Here is a 25,822-nt window from a genome sequence, read left to right as displayed (position 1 = left end):
GTTAGTTACATGTTAAGTACCACACGCGGATGCATGTCAACACGGAGACGGACACAACTTCTCACACATCCGCTGCCGACGGCTGCGGCGCGGGCGGCGCCTTGCCGGCGGCGACCCGGATGACGGCCGTGGCGTCGAACGACGCCGACTGCCCCGTGGCCGGCTGCGGAAGTACGCGCTGCCGGGGCACCTGAGACGCCGCGCTCAGGGCCCTGGACCTCACGGTGACGGTGAAGGTGTAGGAGACCTCGGACTCCGTCACCAAGTCGATCGGGTGCTCCGTGCCGAGGGAGTCCGCTGCCTCGCCGGCCTGCGGGAAGGGCAGGTCGGACGCGTCCTTTGGCTGCGTCAGGTCGAGCTGCGCGACATCGGAGAGGTTGAACAGCGTGTCCATGCCCAGTTGGAACCCGCCGGTGCGGGTGACAGACGGCGGGTTGGCGCGGTCGTCGACGGATGCGCCGGCCACGGCCCCGGCGGAGGCCACTGGGCCCGGTCGGCTCCGGACGGCTGCCGACCGGTCCACGGCCGGCTGTGCCGACAGGGTCACTTCCACGATCCGTGGAAAGGCGGAGCGATGCACGAAACGGAAGCCGGTGGTGCCCGCGGGCGTGGCGGCCAGTGCGCGCAGTGCCGGTGCCGAGGTCAGTTCGGATATCTGAGGCAGTACCCCGGGCAGGTAGTTGCCGCTCCTCAGTGAGGTGACCCCCGGCGAAGCCTTCTCGACCAGGGAGACGACCAGGTCGCGCGGCGCCGCCGGACCGTTGCGCGGGCGGATCGACACGACTGTCGATGCCTCTGTTGTGTCCGAGCCGGAGACGATCGCCGCCGGAAGCATCCGCTCCGACGGTGTGGGCGCGGCGGGCGCGGGCATCCCGTCGTCGGACGGCAGCACCCGAAGGCGGCGCAGCTCGTCCTCGGTGACGACGAGCTCTACGCCGTCGGGCTCGGTCACGGTCGCGGTCGTGCGGCTGACGTTGCGCTCGGCCGAGAGCGCGCCCGGAAGGAGGCCGTCCTGTGCGGTCTCCACTGTGATGTCGAAGTCGGCGGTGGCGCGTATGCGGTGCAGAGGGGAGGAACTGGCGCTGATCATCCAGGTGGTGTTCGCCGCGTCGTTTTCGGTCCGCGCGGTCGACTCGGTCAGGCGGAGGCTCAGTTGCGCGTTGGAGGCGACGGCGTCCAGGGATGCGATATCGCCGGCGGCCGTCACTTGTGGGCCCTGCTGGTTGTCCGTGGTCCGGATCACCGCCGCGGTCTTGGTCGTGGTCAGGCCGCGGCGGTGCTCGGCGAATCCGACAGGTCCCGCGTACCGCGGTGCGCGCAGGCGTCCTTCGACCGTGACGCGGACCCGGGTACCCGTGATCAGACCGTGGCCAAGGCCCAGTTCCCTGACGAGACCGCCGCCGAAGATCGCCGGGGCGTCCGCGACGAGCCGGGCGGGAGCCAGTGCCTGCCGCACGATGCCGTGGACCAGATTCGTCCGGCTGCCCGGTGGCGCCCCGCTCACCCGGGATGTCAGCCATTGCCCGGTGGCCCGTACCGCCGCACCCGGCTGAGGGGTGGCCGGGCCCTTGGTGAGCAGCGGCTCGCGCGCGGCGTCGCCGGTGTGGTCCGCTTCCGCTGTGTCGTCCGCGTGGTCCACGGCGGCGGCGTTCTCGGCCAGGTTCCTGGACGGCGTCACGGACGGCGCACCGAGGAGCCGGGCGACCTCGGTGGTAAGGGACCGGCTGCCCGCCACGGACTCGACGTGCGCCGTCTGCAGGAGAACGCCGGCGTCGGCCCGGTTCAGGGTCGCGGACGCGCCGTCCTCGTCCGGTGTCGTGTCGCCTGCGGCACGGGCGGCGTCCCATGGTTCGGTGCCGGTTCGGTGGGTCGGCACCGCGATGTGGACCGTGATGGGCACCTTCACGGCCTCCCCGAGCGGATGTCCGCCCTCGGACTCCGCGTGCAGCCAGGCGGGGACGGCGTAGATCTCGACTCCGTCGCCGGGAGGTACCGGTGCGTGGCGCCGCTCGGTGACCGATGTGCTCCGTTCGTCCGCGGTGGTGACGTGGTGCGAGCCGCGCCACTGGCTGCCCAGGTTCCGCACGTCCACGCCGAGCAGTTCGACGTCGGCGCTCACGGAAGCGCCCGCGGCGGCTGACACACCGAACGTGGTGGAGGCCAGACGGTCCGCGCTCGGTGCTCCCGACTCGGCCCAGTTGTGTACCCGGACTGCCGGGAGGCTGCTTACGTGTTGGACCGGTTTCTCGCCGTCCCGCACGACGTAGACGTTCAGCGTCGCCCGTTCACGGCCGACGGCGTCGGCGCCGGCGAACGCCACGAGATGCCCGGCGCCGATCTGCTGGCCCAGCATCGCACGCTGGACCGGCTGCGAGCGAAGGCTGTCGAGGGTGAGCAGGTTGGCCAGTCGCTGTTCCCTGCGCTCCGCGCCCCTGACCCAGTCGGCGGCGGAGGCGTCCGGCAGCAACCGTCGTGCGGTCAGCTCGCGTTCGATGTGGTCGTACAGCGGTTCCGCCCCATCGACCCGCAGTACGGTGGTGGACATGCCGAGGCTGCGCAGCTCCGCGACGTCGGGCGGGAGGAACCGGGCTGTCGGCCCGGTCCCCTGAAGCGCGGCGGCGGAGGGCACGTGGAACACGGCCTGGCCCGGAGCGCTGGTCATGGTGGATTCGTCCGGCGAGCGCTTCGGCCGTACCAGGGTGACCTGGTAGGTGACATCGGCCGGTACCAGACCTGACGGGCTGGTGACCCGCAGACCCATCAGGCTCTGGAGGGTGTTCGTCACACCGAGCGTGTGCACGGTCTCCCCGGTGGCTCTGCCGCTGACGCTCGCCGCGACGGGAGAGGCGATCGGCAGTCCGAGGGACAGGCCGAGTCCGCCCGTCAGCCGGTTGGTGACGGACGCCCGCCCCGCGGTCTCCTCCGTCAGCCGCACCATGCTCTCCAGCACCACTGAGTCGCCCGTGGGCTGCCAGGTCCTGGTTCCGGGCTCGCGCAGCCGAGCGGTCACCCGGAAGTAGCCGACCGCCTTCCCCTGTGGCGAACGAAGGACGGGTGAGGTGTGCGGGCCGTCCAGCATCGTCGGTATTCCGTCGCGCAGTGCGGCTTCGCTGAAGAAGGCCCGCATGACGTCGTGCGACGCCGGTGACAGACGGGAGAGGTCCCTTGCGAAGAAGGCGGTGACCTCGTGCAACAGGTCGTCGGCCCGGGGCACGCTGTGCACTGCCGCCAGTGGCAGGACGCGGGTGACGGTGTGCAGTCCGGCCCGTTGCCGCTCGGGCCCTCCGTCCGCCGCCCGCGGGAACCAGACCCGCAGTGACGCGTCGGTTTCCAGAGGCGTCCAGGAGATGTTCTCGCCGGGCACCTGTACGCGGATGTCCCACCGCATGGCGAAGTCGTACGCCTCCGGAAGCCGGGTGTTGTGCACCGAGGTCGAGGTACGGACGGTTGTGCTGACCGCCGCTGAGGTCGAAACCTCGTTCACGGTGGCCGATATCTCGGGAGAGACCGGCAGGCCCAGCAGCGGCCCCCAGTTGATGCCGAGGGAACGCCGGTTACGGCCGAGAGTCCGGGCGTCGAAGGTCGGAGCGGTGGTGCTCGACCGCCGGGGATCCACGGGTGCCGGGGCGGGGTCGGCCGCCGGCCTTCGAGGGCCGTCGAGGCGGAGGCGCAGGACGACGGTCTGGGAGCGGCCGCCGTGCTCCACGGTGACCGGCAATCCTTCGCCGCGCAGGGCGGACCATCGCCTCGGCAGGTTCTCCGCGGCGAGTGTCCTGCCGATCAGCGGTCGCAGAACGTCCCGCGGCACGCCGTCGAGGGCCTGGGCGGCCTGGTCGCCAATTCGATTGAGGACGTGGGCGGGCAGGGGCTCCATGCGGACAGCTCCCGTCTCCAGGCCGCCGGTGTCGTCCGCGCCCCGGGCGAACCTGGTGACGACCGCCGGTGTCGTACCGACGGTCATCGCTCCGTCGGCCCGCGAAGGTGTCCCCGTGTGGCCTTCTCGCGCACCGGGGTTGACGGCGGCTTTCCATCTCCCCCGCTCGGTGGCTCGGCTTGCGTCCTCGTGTTGATCTGTCTGGCGCCCGTGGGCGTCCCGCGGGCTCGTGGAAGGGCCGGCTGTGGGCTGTCGCGCGTGGGACTCGTCCGCGCTCCGCTTCTTCCCCGCTGAGATCCAGGCGCGGCGGTCCGGAGCGGGGTCCGGCTCGGCAGGCGAGATCGGTCCTGCCGGAACGGAGACCGGCGACCCGGTGCGGCGAAAGGCGACCAGGTCGTCCGCCAGTTCCCTGTCGAGGTCCGGCCTGTCGGCGAGCAGTGTCTCGATCTGTTGCTCGGTGAGGCCCACGTCCGCCGCACGCCGGCGCAGGGCCGGATCCAGCCGGAGTCCGACGGGCAGTGAGCCGACGGGGAGCACTTCCTGGAGGTCGGCGAGGCCGAGGGACAGGTTGCCCAGCCGCGCGGCCAGTGAGTCGGGGAGCGCCGTCTCCGAGGGTTCCGCCGGTGACGAGGCCGCGACCTCGCTGTCCACCGGCCGAGGGCGGGAGGAGGCGTCATCGGGTCGCGACGGATCGACTGCGGATCGGACGGACTTCTCAAGGCTCTTGGCGTCCTGGTGGTCGAACTCCACCCGGTCGGCGCTCATGGTGCCCGGTCCGCGCGATGCCACCACGGACGTCACGTCCCGCTGGTTCTGGAGCCGGCGGGCGACGAACGCGACGGCTGCCGGTGAAGCGGAATCCGCGTCATGCCCGGCATCGGCCAGAGCGGTGAGGGCCCGGGAGAACGGGCTGTCCGGCGTGTCGTCCACCCAGAGGCCCAGGTCGTGCTGGTAGTCGTTCAGCGCGTCCACCCAGCGCCCCCGCGTGCCGTCCGAATCCTGCCCAGGGGCGTAGCCGAACGTGGGGCCCCCGGCGGCCAGTCTGGTCCTCCGGGCCCCGGGAGCGATCCACCTCCAGACCGGATTGCCGGACACCGTCGAATCGATCACCGCCGGGCCCGTGCCCTGGAGATTGGCCCAGCCGACCGGGCCCTCGGCGTACCAGACCGTGCGGCCCAGCCGGTCGGCGAGCTTGCCCGGCAGGTCGGGGTTGGCCGTCGCGGCCCACGACATCGCCAGCACCAACGGAACATTCAGGGGCTTCTGGAAGATGGCGCTGTCCCGGGCCAGCAGTTCCACCAGCTCGTTCTCCGGCACGACAAGCCGCGTGCCGTCCGGCCCGGTCAGCTCCACCCGCCCATGGCCCACCGGCCCGCCGGTCGGTGCGCCCAGGATGACGACCAGCGGCGGCACGATCCAGAGAGACAGCCACGGCGCCTGCATGGTGGCTGTGGACGAGACACGCAGCACCGTCGCGTCGACACCTCCGGGGAAGTCCATCGGCGCGTAGTTCCGCCCGCTGGCCTTCCCGGTGAGCGAGGCCTCCGCCCTCGTCAGTCCGAACTGCCGGATCAGGTGGGCAGAGGCGAGCGCGTCGACGTCGGAGGGGTTGTATCCGCGTGCCAGCGCCCAGGCCACCGTGTGCCGTGCCGCGGATGTACGCGGATCGGGGCTGGGCGAGTGCAGGACGCGGGCCGTGAAGGCGCGTACGTCGCGCTGGCGGGCGAACACCTCCTCGGTCGCGACTCCGACCCAGAAGTACTTCGAGTAGTGCGTCGCCCTCAGGGGTTCTGCCGGGGAAACGCCCAGCGTGTCGCGGACCTCTTCGTCGTAGACGGGCCGCTGGGCGACCCGCCGCACTCCCGGCGCCTGGGTGACGGACCGGGAGAACCGCGCCTCCCGGCTCCGTTTGGAAACCGTCCGCGACCGCGACAGTGTGGCCTCGTACCGGCTTCGCTCCAGCCGGTTGCCGGGGGCCTGCGGGATGTTGTGGTCGGCCCGCACGACCCGGTCCAGCAGGTCCATGGTGAACAGCGGCGCCATCCTGGCCAGTACGGGGTCCGCTCGCCGCAGCAACTCGACGGACCCGATCGCGACCAGCAGGCTCGGGTAGTCGGGACGAGTGTCCGCGTCCTCGCCGAGGATCAGCCGCAGCGCCCGGACCAGTCGCAGTGTGGCGTCCCGGTCGGCGCCCGAGACCGGTCCCGGGCCGTGGTGCAGCCCGGCCAGGCGGGCCTGATTGTCGAGTGTTTCGGAGGTCGGCTCCGGCCACAGCGTCGGCGACTGCCCGGGAGTGCCCCGCACGTCCGTGTGCAGGTAGTGCACGAGACCGACATCGGGGTGCTCCCAGTTACCGACGGTCTGGTCGCCACCGGTCGGGACGATCAGCCTGGTCTCGTTCGCGACGTGCTGGGCCGTGGAGACGGTCTCCAGCGGGTCGAGGACGAAAGCGGGAGGAGCGGCGGCGTTCATATACCGCTCGGGGGGCAGGTCCGACGCGGCGGCACCGTAACAGGGCGCGAAGAACAGGCTGAGGCGCTTGCCGCCGCCGCGCGCCGATGCCTCGCTGGCCTCGGTGAGACGGCGCACGCTGTTCCGCCGGGCCAGGGCCCTGGCGAACGACGCACCGGGCACCAGCACCTCCTGCCCGTTCACCAGCGGCACGATGATCTGGTTGGGGAGGCCGTGACCGTAGTAGAAGTAGTCCGCCTCCGGCGCGGAAGCGATCTCGCCCACCAGCAGTTTCGTGACCGGGTTGTAGTCGAACCGGCCCCGGTACTCCAGCAGGCGGCGCAGTTTGTGCAGCCGCCCCTCGTTGAGTTCGTGCCGGGCCAGCGAGACTCGTCCGAGACGGCGGTGGCCGGGGCTGACGATGGCGCGGCTCGACCACAGCGGCTCCCACCACTCCGGCGTGTCACCCGGGCGGGGGCCGACCAGATGACCGGGTTCACTGACCACCCAGTCCCCGAGCCCTCCCGCCTTCTGTTCGACGCCGGTGAGGAAGTACCCCTGGGTATCGCGCTCCAGTCGGACCACGGCGCTGTAGGACCAGACCGTGCGGCCGGTCCGCCGTGCCACCAGCCGCGGCAGATACAGGTCCTGGTCGCCGGAGAAGGGCCACGCCAGCACGATCGACCGGCCGGCGGGCTGCCCCGCCATCTCCACGACGAGGTACTCCGCGACCTCCTCAGCGCTCATCCAGCGACGCGAGCCATCGGACCACGGCACCCCGACACCCGTGTGGTCGCCGTCTCCGACCACCAGCAGGGGCGTTCCCCGCCACGGCGCGCGGCTGCTGGTGAGGGCCCCGGCGATCGGCGTGCTCCACACCTGACGGGTGGAGACATCACCCACGTAGCTGCCGGTCAGGTTCACACCGCTGCCGGCACCCCGGTCGAGCGGCAGCACCTGCCGCGCGGCGCCGGTACGGATGTGATGGGCACCCAGCGCGGCCAGGCTCGTGTCCTGTCCCCACGCGACGGCGTCCCGCACCAGCGCGAACAACTCCCCCCGCACACTGTTGTCCACCCGGTCCTGCCGCAGATGCAGAACGCGACGGGCAAGACGGTCCACATCCAGCGGCGTGTCCCGCAGGCCCGGATCCCGCCCCCACAGCCTGTCCAGCACACCCACCTCGGAGCCGGGGGCCGTCCACGACGCCGGCGGCAGCGGAGCCCGGACACCACCGGCGGAACCGCGGGCACCGGCCCGCATGTACCGTGCGGCCGACGAAGCAACCCGCTCGGGGTTGGCTGAGTATGTGTGGCGGGCGTCGTCGGGTTCCGATGGGCCGAGTGCGGATCGGACGGACTTCTCAAGGCTCTTGGCGTCCTGGTGGTCGAACTCCACCCGGTCGGCGCTCATGGTGCCCGGTCCGCGCGATGCCACCACGGACGTCACGTCCCGCTGGTTCTGGAGCCGGCGGGCGACGAACGCGACGGCTGCCGGTGAAGCGGAATCCGCGTCATGCCCGGCATCGGCCAGAGCGGTGAGGGCCCGGGAGAACGGGCTGTCCGGCGTGTCGTCCACCCAGAGGCCCAGGTCGTGCTGGTGGTCGTTCAGCGCGTCCACCCAGCGCTCCCGCGGGTCGTGCCCGCTGGGCCCGAAGGACGGGACGCTCCGCGACCCCGATGAAGCAACCGGCCTCGCGGCCCCGGCCATCAGGCTGCTGCCGGCCCCAGAGGTGGCCGACGGCTCCCGCCTGTTCTTGATACGGGACAGGATCCCGCCACCCCTGAGCCCCATCGGCTTGCCGCTGACCACCATGGAGGCCAGGTGGTTGACGACGTGGGGACGCGGAGCGTACTTGAAGACCTCCGGCAGCTTCTGGTACTGCTCCCACACCGCCTCCTGGGACACCGCTTCCTTGGCCCAACCCAGCCTGCGCAGTTCCCGGTTGACCTCCTTGATGAGGTCGGCGTCGGGCACACCGTCGGCGGCTGCCGCCGGCGTCGGGCCGCCCGGGTGGAGGCGGCTCCGCCACTTCAGCTTCTCCCGCGTCTCGTCCTGGAGGTCTTCACCGCGTGTGGTGTCGGCGCCCTCGTGGCGACTCGGTGGTGTGCCGGTGTCGGGCCAGGCTCCGGGAACGCGTGGGATGTCGGTGTCGGTGTCGGTGTTGCTGGTGTCGGTGACGTCGGGGGTGAGGGTGAGGAGTCTCTGGGCGGTGGTGTGGGTGGGATAGAAGACGGCCGCCTGGGGTCCTCTGACGTTGATGACGTGGGTCCGGGCGAGGTCGCTCTGTAGCGAGATGTGGTAGCTGACGTGGGTGGACGCGAGGCGGACGGTTGTTCTGCTGTCGGGATCGGCGAACAGGCCGGCGTCGGGCGTCGTCTTGTTACCGGTCTCGCGCATGGTCTTGCTGTCCGGGAGTCCGCTCCCGCTTGTCTTGGCGCGGGAGAAAGACGGGTTGATGCCTCCCCGCGCGGTGGCGTCCGCCTTGATTTCCCGTCCCTGAATCTGAACGGTGAGACCGGCGGACAGCGTCTGGTTGTAGTTGTAGCTGCCACCGGACCCTGTTGTGCCGCGCTGGTACTCCTTGACGATCGTCTTGTTGTGCCGGGAGGGAAGGCCGGTGCCCACGGGAGCTTCCGCGACATCGTGGATCTGGGTGGAAATGATGAGAACGTCGTCGGCGTCCTTGAGGGTTCCGGGCCGGGTGATGGGGATGTGGAGCGGCTCGACGAGGGTTCTTCCGATGCGGTTGGCGTTGATGCTGGAGAAGACCGTCTTGATCAGGGTGTTGAGCTGTTCGGAGTTCGCCTGCCTGGAGGAGCTGCCGGAAACCGACCATTGGAAAGCGCTGACGTAGTGGACGACGGCGTCACTCACCCGGTCGAGGCCGCTGAAGGTCGCGAAGTGGGTCTCGGCGAGGTCGGCGTGCGTGAGTGGGATGCGCCGCGCGTTGTCGGGGAGCTCGTCGACGGTGGTGAGTTCGAGCGCGTCTTCCGATCGCGACCGCGCGAAGGACCGCGGGTGGGCGAGTACGAGGTGTCCGTCCACGGGACCGCGGTAGAGCTCTGTTTCCCTGGTGGTTCCCAAGAGGCGGGCGACCAACGGGTCAAGGACCGACGAGCCGGTTTCCCGTGTCTCGTGGGACACGAGCGTGATGCTGAATTCCAGGTCCAGTTCGGTCTGCGCGTTCTTCGCGACATGCAGATGGGCGACGCTGTCCTGGATCTCCGTTTCGGATTTCCTTCCGCGGGAGTACGCGGAGGAGAGCCTCCCGCTGAGGCTCAGCGGGATGGACCGCTTGCTGTTGCCCGGGTCACGGACAGGGTCGGCACTGGCGTTGAGGGACACACCGGCGTTGTGCGACCGGGCGTGCCGCGTCTCGCTGCTGCCGGCGTCGACGACGATGTTCTTTCCCTCGGTGACGAACTGCCCCTCGGTGACTCCTCTGGACTTCGCGCCGGTGACCGCGGCCTTGATGGTGATCCGGTCGGTGTAGGACGCCAGTGCGGTGGTGGTGTCGACCGGGATCACGATCCCGGTGGTGAGCGCCGTTTCCATGAGCGCCTTGACGGCTTCCCGCAACGTAAGGGCCTGGAGAGCGTGCCGTATTCCCTCGATCCTGGCGGGCGCGAATCCTTCCCGCTGAAGTTTCCGCAGGGCCGTGGCGACCGCTCCGCGAAGGTCGGGGATGCTGACGATGTTGGCCTGGTCAAAGCCGTCGCCTCGCAGCACGGACAGAGGTGCCAGCACATCGTCGGCCTGGTCCTGGTCGCCGCCCCGCGCGTCGTTGGCCGCCGGAGGCGCGAGCAGTCCCATGGTGCGGGCGCTGTCGGCGGGTACGAGGGCCAGGATGTCCACCGGTACCGGATCCAGGTCCTTGGTGACGCCGTCCTCCACGACGATGGTGACGTGGGCCTTCATGGTGCCCCGCGCGACCACCTTCGGTCCCTCGACGTCGATGTTGACCCGGTCCGTCTGCGCGCCGATGACCCTGCTCTGTGTGGTCGACCCGTTCCGCGAGTAACCGATGCTGGGTGAAATACCGGCGGACGGATGCCCGATGATCGTGTGCGCCTCGTGGGCGGCGTTGTTGTAGGTGGCGGTGAAGGAGGCCGCGAAGCTGAGCGCACGGGTGTCCTCGGACTCGTTCCGCGAGACGTTCGCTATGCCCAGCGCGTGGTCGTACAGGTAACCGTCGGAGATCTCACCGGATTTCCTCAGCTCCGCGCCGGAGAATCCGAGCCGGATCTCGACCTTCTTGCCGTCGAACAGGGTTGTGCTGACCTGCCGTTCCCAGATGGTGAACGGAGCGCGCAGCCCGTCCTGGGCGCGCTGGCCCACCTGCTGGAGCGCCAGGTCGAGGTCGGTGCGGTCCTGCTCCCGGCTGAGCCGGACACCGAGACTCCGCAGGCCCTCCTCGATGTGGGCGCCCAGAGCGGTGTTCGCCATGAGGAGCAGCCGGTACGGAATCTCCGGACGGCTCTGCTGGCTCCAGGTGCTGTATTCATCCGGCTGCCGGAGGACTCGTCGTGGCGTACCTCCGTCGGCGTCATCGGACGCGTACCGCAGCGTGGGATGGAAATCGCCGGTCCTGTCGTCCTTCTCGTCGAGGAGGTCGGTCGCGGCCAGGAGGGAAAGACCGACCTGAACCGGTTCGGGCCGTAGCCGCAAGGCGCTCGGATTCTCCGGATCGGGCAGCCGCCCGGCGGTGGCGGTGGGCTGGAGCGGTGAAACGACTTCGACGCGGACGCGCAGGGAGCCCCGCAGGCTCGACATGCCGGAGAAGCCGCCGCCGGTCGCGCCGACCGTGATGTATCCGGCCGTCTCGGTCGTGGAACCCGCCCACCGGTAGGAACCGGAAACCCGACCCGACAGGTTGATGAACGGCGCGACCTGGCCACCTGTCGCCACCGCCGCGCCACCCGTCACGTTCCACGAACGCGACGTGCTGTGCGTCAGGTTGAAGACGACACCGTAGTACGTCTCCATGTTCCCGTTCACATGGAATTCCGGCTCGTTCCCGTCGGAGATGAACTCCGCCGTGAATCTGAGCTGTACGTGCTCCTCATCCAGGGAACCCAGGTGCCCGGTGAGCGCATCCGACCGTCCTCCGGGCTTGATCAGAGTGATCGAGTGATACCCGTTGACCATGGCCGGAGCATGCTGGGCCAGCCCCTCCCGGCTGATCACGCCCATGATCTTCATGACGTTCTCCAGATGGCCCGGCCACACCTTGTCGTCCAGGTCCGCTCTCCAGAACTGCTCGAACAGCCCCGTGTCACCATCAGGCCGCCGCAGGCCGGCGGGCATGAATCCGGGAAGCCGGCCGAGCAGATCGTAGGCCGCGGTTTCGAGCGGGCGGACATCGCCGATACCGCTCACCCTGACATGCGGCGGAATCCACCTGCCGAACCAGTCCGGCGCCCGCAACCGACCACGGTTCCCGCCGGACGAGACAGCCAGGGCACCTGCCGCGTCCGAGGCCGCGGGAAGACCCCACTCCCCGCGCAGCCCGGCGAGGTCCTTGGCCGTCAGCCGGAATCGGGCAGGCAGAACGACCACCCGGTCGGGCTTGTTCCTTCCACTGACGACGAATCTGACCTTGACCTCGACCACCGCCGTGGGCTCGGTCAGCTTTATCTTCCGGACCTCGTTACTGGTCACTCCGCGCGGAGGATTCCTGACCGTCACACTTCTCGTGTAGGAGAGATCCGGAAGAGTGAGCGACCAGGGATTCGCCTTCGGTTCCCATTCCTTGGGAAGTCCCGCGACCAGATTCAACGGATAGACATTCGATTGAGTCTGGGTCTCCGACCACTCCGCGGTGGTGCTGTAGTTGTCCGAACTGTCGATCCGGGTCTTGTCGTCGAACTCCCGGATGATCACCGGATCGTGGTACGAAGCCTTCACGAACACCGACTCGGGCCCGGATGCCTCGCTCCACAGCACCGGCGACGACACACCACCCGCACTCAGTTGGTGCAGAGCACCCTTGAGAAGCTGCGGGTCCGTGAAAGCCACCAACTCCCGGAACGAGCCGTCGAACGGGTCACGGTGAGCGGAATTCGCCGCATCGAACACCGCCCCGCGCAGCAGCGACCAACCGCCCACCGCCTCGAACACCCCGATACGCGGCAGATCCACCGGATCCGGCAGCGGCCGGTCGCCACCACCATCCACCGGAGCGCCCAGCCGCAGGGACTCGACTCCACCCTCCAGGACACCGGACGGCCCGTCAGAAAATCCCGCCGTCAGCTCGGCGCCCGGATCCCGCACATTCTCACCGTGCCTCGCCGCCCAGGAATCCGACGTCGCATACCACGCGTCGTCCTCGGTGCGCTCCGCGTGACGGACGATCTCACGGTCGAAACGCCCGACCAGCGCCTCCTCCACGATCCGGTGGTGATACCTGGCCCGGGCCGGATCGTCCTTGGACCGCACGGTCGTGACGACCCCCACATCGAAGAGGAAGTCGACGGCCCGGTATCCGGAATGCTTGACCACCCACTCCGACTTCACCGCCGACACCACCGACACGTTCTTCGTGATCCTCTTGTTGAACGTATTCACCGTGGTGTTGGTGGTGAGGCTGTCCAGGACACGGTTTCCGCTCCTCCACTCCACACCGATCGGAAGCGGAACCGCGACATTCTGCACACTGCTGTTATTGGTGCCGGAACTCTGAGTCCACTGCAGCAGTTGATGCGTTCGTATCTCCCGCCTGTCCGGAATCGGGTCGGAAGCCTCCGGTAGCAGCGGCTCACCACGCGGATCCGTCATCTGCTGCCAGCCACCCAGCCGCAGAGCGACCGTGAACGAGAAGCCCTCGGTCTCTATCACCAACCGGTCGGAAACCGCCGCGTGCAGTCCCGTGTTGAATTCGGTCGGCGACGAGAAGTACCCGCGCAGGAACTCGCCGACCCTCCCCCGCGCACTCTCCGGAACATTCACCAAAACCGAATCGACGACAGCCGACGTCAGACGGTCGTCCGGGAACTCGTAACTCTCCGAACCCACAGCCTGACCGAACCTCGGAGAGACCGCGTACTCGGGTGGTGCGAAGAACCGCCGGGCGTCCGCCTCGTCCTCCGCCTGGACCGCGGTCAGCTCCTCCTCGGGAATCGGAGCGAGACCACTCCGCTCCGTGGCAGCACCCCCGTCCACCATCGGCCGCTTGCCACGCGCCTTCTCCGACAGTCCGCCGCCCGAACCCGAACCGGCCGGGACGGGCGCGGACGGGGACGTCGCACCGGGCACACGGAAGGCCCCGGCGGTACCGGGCGCATGGCTGCCGTCGAACCGGGTGAGGTATTCGTCGATCATCGTCCCGTAGCGGGGACGCCATCCTCCGGCGGGCATGCCGTCGGGTGCGGGCTCGTGGTAGTCGCCCATCAGGCTGCCCGGGACACCGGCACGCCCGTCGGCGCCCTCCTCCCGGTATTCGTCCCGCAGGCCGAGCTGGTGGCCGATCTCGTGCGCCAGATCCTGCTCGCGCGCGGTGAGAGACCACTCGTGCTGGTTGGTCCTGGTGCCGGGGCGTGTCACCACCGCGCTCAGATGCGCGTCGGCGGGATGCGCGACCCGATCCAGCGTCACATGCAGGATGCTCCCGCTGTCCAGCGTCACATCGGTGTTGAAGGCTCTCTCGACCCCGGCGACGGCCCGCGCCCACAGGGCCTCGGTCTCCGCGTCGGACCGGCCGTCGCCCGACAGATGGACCCTGACCGTCAGATCGGCGAAGGCCCGGCCGTCCGCCTCGAACCTGCGGACATCGAAGCCGGACCGCACGACGACACGCGGATCGTGGATGCCGTTCGTCGCCCCCGAGAACGGGTCCATCCACGAGAACCCGGCGGTACGGGGCGGAGCCGCCGCCCGCGCCGCGTCCCAGTCCGGACCACGCGTCGCGAGGGTCGCGTTCCGCCGCACGCCGCCGTTGGCCGCGGCCGTCTCCCCGCCCGCCGAATCCGGTTCCCGAACGGCCCGCTCACCGGCCTCGACCGGTTCCGGCCGCGCCGGAGCCGACGGCGACCCCGAACCGGAGGCCACGGGCACCGTATCGGAGGCGGCGGACTTCGCACGCAGCAGCTCGTGGACGTCCTCGTCCGGGGACACCTCCTCCGCCTCGATCAGCTCGTATCGCCAGCCGCGTCCCCGTGTCTCGTCCAGGACCCACCGCCGGGAGGTGACCAGGAACCGGGCGCCGGGCAGGAAGACGACTTCCGCTTCCTCGACCCCGGAGAACAAGGAGATGTCCCGTCCGTACAGACCCTTCAGGCCGATCTTCAGCAGGACGGGACGGCTCAGATCCGTGACCTCGTGATCGCGCGCGAATTCCAGGGCCACGTCCACATCCCTGGAGGCACTGGTGAGGTCGTCGACGGTGATCAGCCGTGAGTTGTAGCCCGTGGACATCGCCTTGAGGAACGGACTGATCAGATTATTGCCGCCCACGGCCCAGTTCCCCCGCCAGACGTCGCCTCTGACCGGAGGCAGGACACGCAGCGCCGATGTCAGCATGTCCGCGTGGAGCCGCGACTGGTTCACCAGAGCGGGCAGTATCTCGTCCAGCCGGCGGAACGCCTTCTTCCGCCACGTGCCTCTGGCCTCTTCGAATGCCGCGTCCTCCGCGCCCGCGTCCAGCAGCGTCTCGTACTCCGCTCTGTACTCGTCGCGAAGAGACAGCAGACGCTCGTCATGCATCAAGTACGCGCTCGCGTCCTCGCCGTCCGGTATCAGATTGCTGTCGACGCTCTTGCGAGCCGCGTCCCGCATGACGCGGTCCACCAGCCCCGGAGCGACTCTCACGGAGTCCGCCCAACGGCTGGCCGCCAGCACCTTGTTGATCAGTTCGTAATGCATGCCGGTGTAGAGATTGAGCGCGGTCACCTGGGCATGGCTGAGGCGCTCGACAAGGTCCGACGGCTTCTCGTTGTTGGCGCGCATCCAATCCGAGACCTGCTCCGTGGCCCGGCCGCGGATCCCGTCGATCAGGTCCCTGAACAGGTGGTCGACATCTTCCTGTACATCGGTCAGGAACTGCCTTTCCCGTCCCAGCACCTGATTGAGGTAGACGTTCTCGTCAGGGAGGTCGCCGAGGACCCGTTCCTCGCTGCCGGGAAGCAGATTGGAGCGTTCGAACCCGCTGCCGAGGGCGTCCAGGGTCCGGTACATGGACGGGCCGTCCGCGAGATTGACGCGGCGGCCGTCGACGCCGGTGTAGCCGGCCATCTCGGCGCCCCGGATGATCTCGTACAGAGAGTGGTCGCCGTGCAGGCCCATCCAGCCGATCAGGCCCTTGAGGAAGTCCGACGTGTCGACGTCCGGTACGTTCAGCCAGCGGAACGCGCTGAGCAGCAGCGTGGTGGTGCCGGACACACCGGTGAGCGTCCTGATGCCGCGCGCCCCCAACTCCCGCGCCCAGGCGGAGTGTTCGACGCTGTACTCAAGCCGTCCCTCCCGCCACATGAGCGGGGTGTCCGTCTCCAGGACATCCACCCGCTCCGTACGTCGCACGACCTTCGTGACGTTCCTGGCCACGAACCGGTCCCGGATGGCCACGCCGTCGACCTTGACGTCGATCACGTCGGACCGCTTCTTCAGATGGTCCACCAGCGGGAAACCCTGGCTGTCGAAACGGAGGCTGTTCAACGGCACGACTTCACGGGACACACCGATGGGGACCCGCTGTTCCAGCTTCCCCAAGAAGAGGTATTCCGCCTCGCGCCGGCTCAGCGGCGCACCGGCGTAGTAGTAGTGGGCGGGAGTGCGCCGCTTGTCGATACGCTCCTCTTCGCCGAGCACCTCTCGCGAGGCCCGGCTGGCCAGCAGCTCCCTGCCGTCGGAAAACCAGTTCTCGTTCTGGGTGATGAGACTCCCCAGCGCGAAGGGTTCGTGGCCGAGGAGCCGCGCGTAGCCGGGCGCGGTCACCTCCAGCAGCGCGTGCCCGACTCGACGTGCCGGGTTCTGCAACGCCTGGTGGTACCGGCGCAGCCCGTCGACATCCAGTCCGAGCTCCCCGGCCTTTTCCCAGTCCGCATGGGTCAGGATGTCGTCGAGCACCGTCTTCAGTGTCACCGGTGCTTCCGAGTTCTCGAAAGCGGCGTTGAAGAAAGCGGTGAAGAGTTCTCGGGGCGTGCCCGAGTCCAGCATGTCGGCGATCTGCTCCGGAGTCAGTCGCGTACCCACCTGGCCGGCGTAGGTCTCGTCGTCACGGACGAAGGCACCCAGCACCTCGTAGTCGACCAGTCCCGTGTATGTACGCAGCACCTGGACCATACGGCGCAGAGCGCGGCGGATCGTCCGATGCGCCAGCAGGTCCTGATACGCCCGGCGGGCGACCTCTTCCTCGAAGTCCTCCGCGGCCCGGGGCCAGGTGTCCAGATCCAGGAACGGCGACCGGACGAACGGGCTTGAGCCGCTCAGAACACGGGACACGTCGGCCGGCGTCGCGGGCACGGAGTCGGCCGGGCCACCGCTCGGCGTCCCGCCTTCCATCACATAGTGCTTGCCCGATGTCAGTTGGTTCTGGAGGAGCTGGGCGACGGCGCGGTGGTGGAGTACTCGTTCCCTTTCCGTCAGGGTGCCGTACGCCCGCTTGGCCGCATCGTGCATCTCTCCTTCCTGACCGGGGAAAAGACGGTCCACAGCGGCCAGGATGTCCCGGGCCTTCTCCTCACCCCTCTGCTCCGACTCCAGGGCATGCCATGCGTCATAGGGCGACCGGGAGCCCAGGTGGACGATCTGCCCGGTCTCCGGCGTCGTCCCATCGGCGTGGCCGTCAGCGGTGTCGTGCGTGTCGCCGGGCCGGCGGTCCTCCGGAAGACCTGTGACCTTCGCCAGGTGGTCGGTCAGGTCCGCGTCCCAACGGATGTCCTCGGGGATCGGAGCGAGTCGGGGCGGCACGTCCGTGAACAACCGTGTGGTCTCCAGGTCGCCTTCGAGCGTCCCGTCCTTGCGCAGCGGCACCATGCCGATCAGACCGTCGGGCACGTCGACCTTGAACACCCGGTGCGAGCGGCTGACGGGCGTCATCGTGACGGTGACGCGGAATCGGTAGTAGCGGAAGCCGCGGGTGCCCTCGATATTGCGTTCCAGGGTCTCCCCGGTGCCCGCCATGGTCTTACGGCCCGTGCCCCGGCCCATTTCGGCGCCGAGGACGCCCATCTCGTTGACGTGGTCGCCGCCGCCACCGCCCTCGCCCGCCGCGCCGTGGGTGATCTCACCACTCCGTTCGGCACCCGACTCGAAGTCCTCGTCGTGCTGGGTGTACCGGCGTGCCTTGAAACCCACCCCGTCGGGGTCACCGAGCACGACCGGGTTCGACAGTTCGAAGCCCACCAGTACCTGGTCACCGTCGACATCGACCTGGTACGTGCCCGCCAGCAGGTCTCCCAGCCGCAGCCGCAGCACGTTGTGGTCGCTCTGGTGCTGGAAGGTCGCACCGGCCCGGCTGACGAAGTCCATGGCGCGCGTCTGTGGCGGCGTGTCCGGCCGCAGGTCACGTTCGGGTCGCACCGCCTGCCTCACCCAGCGGCTGAGCACCTCGGCCGCCGGGACGTCCCACGCGTGCAGCTCGTCGGCCAGCGTGGTGACCAGGGCCTCGGCCTCCCCGTCCGTGGCGAAACGCGCCGGCTCCCACCGCGGCCTCTCTCCCTTCCCGCGCCGCAGCAACTCCGCCCGGGCCGTGCCGGCCTCGATGGGCAGCGTCATATGAGCGGGCGTCACGAACCGTATCCGGCCGGTCACCTCCCGGCCGCCGCCGTCGCCGTACCGCGCGAACGACAGATGATTCTTCCGGATGTCCCGCCACTGGTGCTTCTTGCCGACAGCCGTGGCGACGGCGTCGGCGAGCGTCATCACGCCGTCGGCGGGGGCCGACAGGATGCGCGGCAGTTCGGTCACCACCGCCGTCTCCACCCTGAATCTCACCTGGTGGTCGAAGGCATGGGAGCCGTCCCGGTCCCTCGTGTTGGCCCTGATGATCGACAGGGTCTTTGCCACGTCGCTGTGGCTCGTACCGCGGCTCGCCGAAGCCTTGCCCAGGTATTCGGCACCACCGTGCTCATGCTCGGACCGTCCGTCCGCGCCCTGCTGGTGCCCTTCACCCCGCACCGTGGTCTTCAGGGTGGCCGCGGCGGCCACGGCGCTCTTCCGGGTGGTCTTCCCGGCCTTGAGGAGTTCGCCGCGCAGGGTGAGCCTGACGTTCGGCAGATGCTGATGGGCATGGGCGGGTTTCACCTCGGCGAGGGACACACGCACCCAGAAGAGCGTGTAGGAACCGGCTGCCTTGCGGACCGGGATCCACGCCCAGACGCCCTCGCCCAGCAGGCTCGTCGCCTTCGTCATCAGGGCGTCCTGGCTGAAGGCGGCGTTCACCTGGTTGCGCAGTTCGTTCGCCGACGGCCCGTCGCGCAGATCCTTCGGGGACAGGTGTCCCGCGTCCCTGAAGCGCTTGAGGATCTCGTCGACCACGCCCTCGGCCTCCAGAGATTCCACGTGCACCGCAGTCCTGGGCACGGAACCCGTCAGATACCCGCGCTTCACCGGCGTCGCGGACTCCGACACCGTCCGGGGCGCCTCCGGTCCCGCCGGGTCGCCGCCGTCCGGCTCCGTGTCCGGCTCGGTCAGTGCGGCGTGGCCCGCGGGCAGGATGTCCTTGAGACGGTGCGGAGGAAGGATCATCTCCGCCGCGTGGTCGACGCGCAGGTGGACGGTCTCGGGCTTCCCGGATTCCGTCCCGTTCTCCACCTTGTCGGCGGAGGCCTGGAGGACGAGGCGCACCCTCATCTTCTTGGAGGTGCCCTCGTAGGTGGCGCGGTCGATGGTGATGCCATCGACTTCGGTGACGACGCGGCGCCCCTTGACCGCCTGTACCGCACCCGTCGACAGCACGATGACGCGGGCCGCGCCGCCGCTGCCCTCGTGCTCGCCCGGGTCGTCGTCGAGCCCGTCCGCGCCGGTCCCGTGCTCCGCGTCGGACGCGGGCAGCACGGCCAGGTTCGTGGCGAGCGGGCCGTCGTCTCCACCGGACCCGATCCGCACCGCCACCCCGAGCGCCGCCTGACCGCCGGCCGACCCCTTGCGGTCGCTTTCGGTGGAGTGCCGGGCGATGTCCTGCGAGTACTGCTCGATCTCCGCGTCCTGCGCGTCCGGCAGCATCTCCTCGGCGTAGAGACGCATCCTCAGCCGTACGACGGTGTCGGCCTCACCCGTCCTGTAGGGACCCGTGGAAGAGCCGGGAATGGTGAAGGTCAGCCCTCGCCGGGACGTGAGCGTGCCCACGTAGGAGGTGAGCGCGCTCGGAGTCGTCACCCGGAGGATCTCGTCCGGCCAGTGAAAGGGCTGCTCCAGCAAACGGTCGTCGAGACCGTGAATCCTCTGGTGCAGGCCGACGATCTCTCGCGTCACCTCCGGCAGGTCCAGGAAGACCGGATACAGAGCGGACGTACCCTGCGACAGATTCAGCCGGGGTGTCCGATCAGGGTCCGCGCCGAGGTTCCCCGGCGTGTGGTCGTCGTCCGGCCATGTGTCGAGGACGGTCACCTTCCCGGCTGCCGAGACCTCCTCGTCATCGATCCGCGACGCCGCCGCATGGGTCTGCGGCATCGCGACCACGGCGACGTGGTTCCTGTTCCCGAACCACCACTGCTTCGGCTCCGGCCTCCGGTCACCCGCCACATGCGTCGACAGGTCGTAGCCGATCTCGATGACATGCGCGTCGACGCTGTCCACCGTCTCCGTACGCCGGTAGGACTTCGCCGCACGAGCGACACCGAGGGTCCCGCTGCCGCCGAGGTCTCCGGTGAACAGGGCGAGGACGCGACCGGTGACGCCGTCGTACTTGAACCGGCCGCCGCCGCCGGCGGCGAACTGCACGGCACCGCCACGCTCCCGGCTGCCCTCCACGACGTCATTGACCGCGGCACGCGTGTTGACCGTCATCGGATAACGGGTCGTGCCCCTGGAGTCGAACAGGCGCGCCGCCACTCTGAGGGTGATATCCCGGTCACCGACCCGGACCGTGTGCGTGACCCCCGACATCACCCGGGCCAGGTCCGCCTCAAGCGCCGGCGTCCCGAAGTACAGCGCCAACTGCCGGTCGATCGTCGGCCAGTCGACCCCCTTGATGTGCCGCTCACGGATCAGCCGCATCAGCGCGCCACGCAGTTCGGCCGACACCTCCTTCGAGTACGGCAACGCCACGGCCACGCCGAATCCCAGACCGCGCCGGCTCGCCAGCGGCAGCGGCTCACCGGCCGCGCGCCTGGCCTGATAGGCGTCCTTGAGACGCTCGTCCTGCCGGTACATCGTGCCGGGCGCGAGCAGACCCTCACGCCGCGCCGACGTCAGCACGCTGTCCACATACGGCTGCGCGGAAAGCGCTTCGAGCGGCGGCCGGCCGTCCGCACCCGCCGCGACCGCCTCCCGCACCGCCGGGCTGATCACGTCTCCGAAATGGCGTCGCTCGAACGCCGCCGGTCCCTGACCGTCCCGCCACAACACCGCGACCTCGGCCCCCACCAGCACCGGCGGCAGCTCGAACACCGTGCCGTCCCGCTTACTGACGACGACCCGTGCCCGGTACACCGCGCTGTAACGAGCCGCCGCGTCCGGAGTGTTGAGAACAGTGTGATTGAGAGCCTGGGACGTGTACCGGCTGCCCGAGCCCGAGCTGAGGCGTCCACCGGCACGGGCCTTGACCAGGCCCATGTCCTTCGTACCGTCCCCGGCGCCGTTGGCCAGCCCGAGCGCGGCGAGGACGTCCCAGGTCGCGTCGGCCTCGCTCTCGCCACGCCGCTCCGTGATGGTCGAGACGCCCACCCCCAGGTCGTCACGGACCCTGACGCCCTCCCGTACGTCCACCAGCCGTCCGCCGTAGAAGTCGAGCTGGATCCGCACACTGGCCGCGAACGCCGGAACCGTGAACAGCGGTGAGGAGTAACCACTCGTCAACAGCGACCGGCTCTGATTGCGCGCGGTCCGCTCGTTCAGCACGGCCTCCTGCGCGTGGGCCGTCCAGGCGGCGACGGCCTTCGCGGACACCCCCCGCCGCAGCAGTTCCTTGTGCAGCTCGGTCACCAGGGGCCGCACATCGATCGCGTTGAGCGTCACAGTCGGATGCACCGCGTCCGGCGATTGGCCGACCGGCCCCACCGTCTCGTCGGCAGGCGCCGTCTCGTCGGCAGGCTCAACGGAGCGTCCGCCGGGCTCGGCAGGCGGACGCTCCGCCGAATCGGCCGGAGCGGACTCGCCGGACCCGTCGGAGGCGCGGTCGGGACGCGGCTCCGTCGCCGCCGAGAACACCGTGGGAAACTCGACGTCGAGCTGGTGCCGCACCACAGCACCTTCGGCATGAGGCCGCCCGGCGCTCGCACCCAGCTCTTCGCCGTTGAGGAAGACCCGGAACGCGACACGGCCGGTGAACCGCGTCGAGCCCTGGACGAAGGGCTTACGGCCACTGATGACCGTCCGGCGGACACCGTCCGACCGCGAGGACACCGCCTTCAGTGTCACGATCGGACTCGCGCCCATGGCGAACGCGGCCAGGACGGTGCTGGCGCCCTTGATCAGATGGGTGAACGCCAGGTCGACCGCCTTGGTGGTTTCCCTGCTCCGCTCATTGCCCACCGTGTTGTTGGTGAATGACACGTTGTACTTCCGGGTCGGAGACTCCGTACCGGGACCCGCCGACCGCACATCCGTCAATCGCGGCAGAACCCAGAGGAGATCGTGGTTCGCCACCACCGCGGTCATGCCGTTGACCAGTGTCTTCCCCCACTCCTCCGGCTCCTTCTGGAGAAGTGTCCGCTCGATCACCGATATGAGCACTGGCACGGACTTGCGATCCCTGAGCAGCGGAGCGAAGAGCTCCGCGACCCGTGTCGCCTCCTGGCGTGCCGCCTCGGGTGCCATCGGTGTGGACGTGGTCACCGAGAACTCGCCCATCATGCGCGGCACATACCAAGGGGTCCGTGGCTCCGGGACCGCCTCCTCGACGGCCTCGGGCGCGAGCGCCCGACCGGCCGGGCCGGCCCCGGCGGTCTCGCTCTCGAAGAGACCCGGCCGAGGCCGGCCCTCGCTGCCCTCCAGGAGCGACCGTACGAACCGCAGGTCGTCGTACTCCGTGCCCCGCTCCGCGTCCGCCGGCTCCGCGTGCTCGGGCGTGGCGGCGGAAGACGCGCCGCCTGCCCGGTACCCACGCACCCGCGCGGCCAGCTCCGGGTCCCGCGACTCGTCCCCGAGCAGCAGATCCTCAAGAGCGTGGTCGGTCAGCCCGCTCTCCGTCGCGGGAACACGGCTGTCCGGGCTCACTTGGAACCGCATCATCACGGACCGCGCGACCCGGGGACCCCGGAGGTCCCGCGCACCGACGCTCATGTTCCGCAGGCGGGTCACCAGGTGCTCGGGCAGCGGCGTTGTTCCGGTGGCGCCCTCGGTGGCCGTGGAGGCCGACGCACCGTCGGTACGCGCGGCGGCCGCGGACACCCGCTCCCCCGACGACTCCCCACGTATCGTTTCATCGCGCCGGCCTCCGGCGAAAAGACCAGGACGAGCCCTTCCGCCGGCCAGTTCCACGGCCCTCGCCTCGGCGGCCTGCCCACCACGAGCGGCCAACACACGGGTGATGTCGGCCAGATCACTCGTACGCCGCTCACGCGACGCCGACGCCGCGGCGTCGGTCCCGATCACCGGCCGCGCCGGATCCACCCGCCGCTGAATGGCGAAAGCGCGCGCCACATCAGCGGGAAGCAACCCCGCCAACAACGGCTCGGTCCGCACCGCTTCCGCCGCGGCCTCCTCCAGACCACCGGCATCCCGCACCGGCCGCGTCTCCGCCCGGCGGGCGAGGTCGTCGGTGTCCTGGGTGAGGCGCGCGCCGTACTCCCCGAGCGCTGCTTCGCGCCGGTCGGTGACGTCCTGCCGCGTCAGGTGTACGGGGCGAGTGCCCGCGTCGGCGGCCGGGCGGGGACCGTCGTCCACCGGTCCGGTGGTGGTGTCCCGCGGACCGGAGGACACCACCACCGGACCGGACGGCCCCGTCTTCGGGTCGGCCGGCGCACCGGCCGACCCGGAGGCCGGACCGTCGGTCCGCTCCGGCCCACGGTCCGGCCCGGCGGCCGGCGCCATGGTCTGCTCCGGCTGGATCGGCCACGTCCCGGCGTCGGCCGCGTTCGGCGCGTTCGTCGTGTTCGGTGCGTTCGTCGCGTTCGGTGCGTTCGTCGCGTTCGGTGCGTTCGGTGCTGAAGCCGCGGCGGGTTCGCGGGACGGGCGGGCGTCCTGGTGCTCGCCGCCGCGGTCGTGTGACATCGTGTGCCCGGCCTCGGAGCGGTCGTCGCCGCTGTCATCGCTGCCGCTGTCACCGCTGCCGTCGCTCGACATCGGTGTCGTCGGCGCCGCGGCAGCCGTCGCGGGCTCCGCGGCGCGTGACGCGGACGGCTGGGAACCCGGTGCGGTGGACGCGTGCGATGTCGTGCCGGACTGCTTGGTGCCGCCGGTGGGAGCGGTGGGCGGGTTCGAGGCGGGCCGGGCCGTACCGGACGCTTCGCTCGCCGGACCCGCGCCGGACGTGACCGTGCCGCCACCAGCCGTCGTGACCGTGGCGGCCGGCGCCTGAAGTCCGGTGACGGGGCCGGGCGTCGGCTCGGGAGATCCCGGCGCGGGCGTGGGCGCGGGCATGGGAGCGAGGCCCGGCTGCGCCGGATCGGGTGCCGTCGGCCTGGTGGACGCGGTGGCGACGGGCTGTGGTGCTGCCGCAGGGTGCGGCGCCGCCTGACCGGTGGCGGGCTGACCGGACGGTGTGTTCCCGGCAAGGGATCGGGCGGTTGTGGGCGTATTCTGCCCGCCCGTCCCGGCGCCCGTGGAGGCGTACGAGGACGTGGAGGACGTGGAGGACGACGACGCGGTGCGTGTTCCCGTTCCGGTCGTGTTCTCGGAGCTGCCGGCCGAGTCCGTCTTGTCCTTCTGCCCGTAGTCCCCGTAGAACTCGTCTCCGTCATCGGGCGAGTCGCCGACGAGGGTGTCGTCGTCGCTGACGACCGTGGCCGTGTCTGCGTCGGCGGTGGTGAGCGGTGGCGCGAGAAGGACTTCGGCCGACTGCGGGAGCGGCGAGATGGGGCCGGGGTCGGGGACGCGGATGTCGAGGTTCTTCAGCTTGTCGATGGCGCTGGAGAGAGCCATGATGGCGCCGCCCTGGAGGGCACCGGTGACCAGGGCTCCGACGAAGGTGTAGGGGTTGGCGCCGTCGTCCTCCGGGCGCTGGTCTGCCGGGACCTTGCTCGCGAACAGCTCGTTGGATGCCTCGTCCGCGCCGAATTCCGCCAGCGCCTCGACGGCGACGCCGCCGATGAAGACGCCTGCGGTGGTCATCAGCAATTTCACGTTGCGGGTGGTGGACCGGCCGATCGCCTCGGGCAGTCGGCTGAAGACGTCGCGCACGTGACCGGGCACGGCGGAGGCACCGCGCGTGTTCCACACCGGTCCGAAGACATTGGCGCCTGCCGTGCCGTCGATGTTCGCCACCAGGGAGTGCCCATACGCCCGGCCGGTCTCGCGCAGGTCGTCGAGCGCCTTGCCGTCCGGGCCCTTGCCGAAGTGGTCGGCGAACAGCCTGGCGAACTGGTCGCCGAAACGCGTCGCGACGTCCGGCGGGAGTTCCGCGCCGCCCTTGGCAGCGAGGACGGTGAGCAGACCCGTCCCGCCGCCGAGGATCTCCGCCACACCGTCGCCGAGCCCCTCGGTCACCAGGTCCTTGACGTCGAGGTTGCCGAACTGCTGACGCAGCTTGTCCATGGCATCGCCGGAGATCTTGCCGGTGAGCCAGTGCCCGACCTTCTCCGCGAAGAACTCGGCCGGCAGCTCCATGGCCACGCTGATCATGGAGCCGATCAGCGTCTGGACCTGCAGGTTGTGATCGATCTTGCCGCGGGTGCCCTTGCCGATCTGAATCCGCTGGACGATCCCGTCCATCGCCATCCCGAAGGTGACCTCCTCGGTGACCAGGCCGAGGACACGCATCAGCAGGGCTTGCAGCACCTTCCGCAGGCCCAACGCGGTCATCATGCGGATGACCGGGATCCACAGCAAGGAGACGCCGCCCGTGGGCACCGCCATCTGGATGCACCAGGCGATCTCGATCAGCATCTGGATGAGCATGCCGATGGCCATGTACTTCGCGTACTCGACGTCCAGCGCCACCTTGCGCAGGAAATCCGCGTTCGCCTGGGCGGCCCCACGCACACCGTCGATGTACTCCGGGAAATTCGCTATGGCCTTGCGGAACTTCCCGACCGTCACTCCGCCGTCGAACTGCGCCGCCATGGACCGCTCGATGTCCTTGAACAGCTCGGGCAGTTCATCGACACGATGCCCGACCGCCTCGTAACCATCCGCCAGTTCACGCAGATAGCTCTCGCTCAGCGCGGGAAACGGAATTCCAAGCACCTTGTTGAAAAGAGTACGCCACCCCTCACTCAGCTCGATCTCACCGGCAGGCAT

Annotated in this window: 1 protein-coding gene; it reads right to left on the bottom strand. The window is 69.7% G+C overall.

From position 1 onward, the window contains the following. Positions 1-61: 61 nt before the first annotated feature. The gene (locus PV679_RS02360) at positions 62-25,822 is read right to left on the bottom strand and encodes a lonely Cys domain-containing protein (protein WP_319678477.1); all 25,761 of its coding nucleotides are present in this window, start codon (positions 25,820-25,822) and stop codon (positions 62-64) included.

This window comes from Streptomyces sp. AK02-01A (assembly GCF_033795305.1).
Classification (GTDB): domain Bacteria; phylum Actinomycetota; class Actinomycetes; order Streptomycetales; family Streptomycetaceae; genus Streptomyces.
This window is presented reverse-complemented; position numbering and strand designations above follow the sequence as displayed.

Coding starts and splice junctions, on each gene's coding strand:
- PV679_RS02360 (WP_319678477.1), bottom strand. CDS start 25,822: ATGCCTGCCGGTGAGATCGAGCTGAGTGAGGGGTGGCGTACTCTTTTC.